The sequence below is a fragment of the Kitasatospora sp. MBT63 genome (assembly GCF_000710465.2).
Classification (GTDB): domain Bacteria; phylum Actinomycetota; class Actinomycetes; order Streptomycetales; family Streptomycetaceae; genus Kitasatospora.
Genome location: NZ_JAIZ01000490.1, coordinates 1 through 2,509, shown reverse-complemented (window position 1 = coordinate 2,509; position 2,509 = coordinate 1). Strand labels below are relative to the sequence as shown.

Below are 2,509 nucleotides of genomic sequence, written 5' to 3'. Positions count from 1 at the left end.
TCGTAGCACGAGCCGCTACGCCCGGTGCTCGCTCTCATCCCCAAGTTGCTTGTATGGGTGCGGAATTGACTGGAGGTGTGTTCGCCACCACGGTCGCTGTGTGCGATGCGGCCCGGTTCCGGGCGGGCACGTCCGTGGGCCATGTGCAGTGCGTCGATGACCAGGTCGGCGCGGTGGTGGTCGGCCATCGCGTAGCCGACCACCTCGCGGGTGGCCAGGTCCGGCCAGCAGGCCGGACAGAGCCGGCCCTCGTCGGCAACGGACTGGGGGCGGGGAGTGTAGCGGGCGGATGACCTGTCAGGGGCGGTCTTCCTGGGACCGCCCCTCGATCGTGTGCAGGCGGCGTTGGTAGTGGCAGCGACGGGGGCAGCCTCCGGCCGTGATCAATCACCCGTGCTTTTCTCGATCGGCAGGGTGCTGAACACCTGGCATCAGAAGATCCACAACCAACCTGTGGGACCTGATGGGGTGGTCTCCCCTCATCTGCTCTCATGTCCGTCTGGGGGGTGCGGTGCGGTGCGGCCCAGGAGCAAATAGAAGCGGATCGATCGGGGTTCCCCACGCGGGTCAACGCTCGTTCCGGATCATACTTCCGTCTCGCACCACTCATCCGACAGGGACCCTCCGATATGCGGACTCGACATCCCGGCGTTGCGCCGGCCCCATCGCCCTCGCTCCCTCCTGCAGAGAGCGTGCGCCGGGTACTCCGTGGCCACGGCTGTCCCCGACCCGCTGGGCAGCCTGCGTTATGAATCCTGTTGTACGGTCCACCGCCCCGGCGGAGTGGCCGGAATACGTCGTGCGCCGTCGCTCTCGCCACCCCCGAGTGGTGCGTGACCGCGTCACCGACGCCCTCCGGCGACAACAACCAGTAGAAGAAATTCCCCTGTCCGGCAGGTACGACGTGACCTTGTTGGAAGGCTTCGCGCAGGCCGGGCGGTGAGGAGACACCCGACGACCGAGGAACCACGACGTGCAGATCTCTTCCCCACAGCTGGACGGCCCAAAGTCCGTTCCGGTCGAGGCCATCGGGCGGCCGGGCCAAACGCACGGCCTGCACCGTGGTCCGCGCAAGCCTCGTCGCTCGCAACGGTCGAACCGCGGCTCATCCGGGTCGGGCCAACACCGGAGGAAGACAGCGTGGGACCGTATCCCCGACCTTCCACGTTCCCTGGGCCGGCTGGCCGCCACCGAGCAGGCCTGGCTGGCACCGATCGGTGTCCTGGCTGTGGTGTGCGCGGTCACGCTTGCCTTGTCGGCGCCCGTGCACCTCGCCGTTCTGACGGCAGCGGCGCCCGTCGTAGCGGCTGTTCTGTGCAGTGTGAGGGTGACGCTGGTCGTATCGGCCCTCACTCTGGTGACAGGAACAGCTGTGACCTGCGCCGACGGAAGCTGGTCGGACAGCCAGGGGCCCGTGACAATCACCGCCTTGCTGGCCGTGTCGCTAGCGGCACTGTGGGCGCGCCGGGAACGGGACCGCTCGTTCAAACGCGCTCTCACGAGGACGAGTCTGGCCAACGAATCGTCGACGCAGGTCGGCCGACTGGGGATCAGCGGCTGGTACCTGGGAACGACGAAGTCACAGAGCCTCATCGGCGGTGACGTCTACATCGCGGTCAACACCGGCCACGGCGCCCGGATCCTCATGGGCGATGTACGTGGCAAGGGCCTGACCGGGATCGACTCGGCCGCGAGGATGCTCGCCGAGTTCCTGGCATCGGCGTACGAGGCACCCAGCCTGTCCCACCTCGCCCAGCGGCTCGAGACAGCACTGGTACAGCACGTCCAGCAGAGCCAGAAGGGCAACCCGGATGAAGTGTTCGTCACGGGAATGCTGGTGGAGGCGCCTCTGGATGAGCCGGTCCTGCGCATCGTCAACTGCGGCCACCCGGAGCCCTTCATCATTCACGAGGGCGCCTCCGAGCCGGTCGAGACACTCTCCACCTCACTGCCCTTCGGCCTCGGCGGGCTCTCCGCCAACGAATACGTCGTGGACACGATCCCGTTCGAAACCGGTGACACACTCGTCCTCTACACCGACGGAGTCACCGAGTGCCGAGGCGACGGAGGCGACTTCTATCCCCTTGCCGACCGCCTGGGCAACTGGACAGACCTCGGGCCTCGCGAACTGGCTCGGGCACTGCGTGTCGACCTGCTGTCGTACAGCCCGCAGGACCTGGACGACGATGCCGCGATCCTTGTGGCCCAACGCGTTAAGCAGGAGGACTTTCCTGGTATGCGGTCCGTATCCGCCGACGGCCTCGGGCCGATGCCAACTTGATCGCTCCAGCAGAAAAATGCACGGCCGGAGGAGACCGCCACAGGCGACGCACACCAGTCGGCCTTGCACCACCATCCCTCTCAGGTGGGAAGATCGCCGCCATGAACTCCCCCGACGACAGCGGCTACCGTCTGGAGTTCGACCCGTCCACCTTCCGGCATATCGACCAGCTTGGCATCGCCCGGGGATAAGTGGCTGTTGTCTTTCCGGGCTTGAGGGCTGCGTTTC

General features: G+C 66.6%; 1 protein-coding gene and 1 pseudogene. One reads left to right on the top strand and one right to left on the bottom strand.

From position 1 onward, the window contains the following. Positions 1-239 (bottom strand): annotated as a pseudogene (locus tag AA75_RS54085) (DDE-type integrase/transposase/recombinase); the annotation flags it as partial. Positions 240-973: 734 nt separating this feature from the next. Here AA75_RS54085 and AA75_RS26695 point away from each other — a divergent pair. After that, entirely contained in the window at positions 974-2,281 is a 1,308-nt protein-coding gene (locus AA75_RS26695; protein ID WP_149038392.1) for a PP2C family protein-serine/threonine phosphatase, read from the top strand. The last annotated feature ends 228 nt before the right edge of the window (positions 2,282-2,509 follow it).